At 58.9% G+C, this 518-nt stretch carries 1 protein-coding gene; it reads left to right on the plus strand.

Annotated elements, in window-relative coordinates; all coding sequences use genetic code 11:
• Positions 1-286 precede the first annotated feature (286 nt).
• Positions 287-518 (plus strand): hypothetical protein (locus tag EOA29_RS39570; RefSeq protein ID WP_145970163.1); only part of this gene is annotated, 232 nt, incomplete at its 3' end.

Below are 518 nucleotides of genomic sequence, written 5' to 3' on the forward strand. Positions count from 1 at the left end.
CTGTTAACACTATATTTAGTGTTTGCAGGCAGGCTCGACCCTAGATAGTGTGAACCTCCCTCGAACGAGGGAATCGACAAAAGTTTCAGTTTAGGGACCCGCGGGGGTCGGTCTGCAGCCCAGGCGAACACCTGGCAAGGCGTTATGCTGTCTGCAAGCCGGCACCTGCGACGAGGAGAGTGCCGGCGTCGCCCGCGATGCCGGCAAACGGCGGACTGCGCTTTTCGCCTTGAGGGCAGAAAACCCTGGGGAAAAGCGCTATATATAGACAAAAGGGACCGGACCAATGCGCATCGAGCGTCGCTTCACCAAGCCAGACCAGTCAGCCTATGCGGAGATCGAATTCCGCAAGGCCCTGTCGGAGATCAAGAATCCCGACGGCTCTGTGGTGTTCCGCCTGGATAACATCGATGTGCCGGCCCAATTCAGCCAGGTCGCGGCCGACATCCTGGCCCAAAAATATTTCCGCAAGGCCGGCGTGCCGGCGCGCCTGAAAAAGGTCGAGGAGAACGACGTCC

Source organism: Mesorhizobium sp. M1E.F.Ca.ET.063.01.1.1, assembly GCF_003998155.1.
GTDB lineage: Bacteria > Pseudomonadota > Alphaproteobacteria > Rhizobiales > Rhizobiaceae > Mesorhizobium.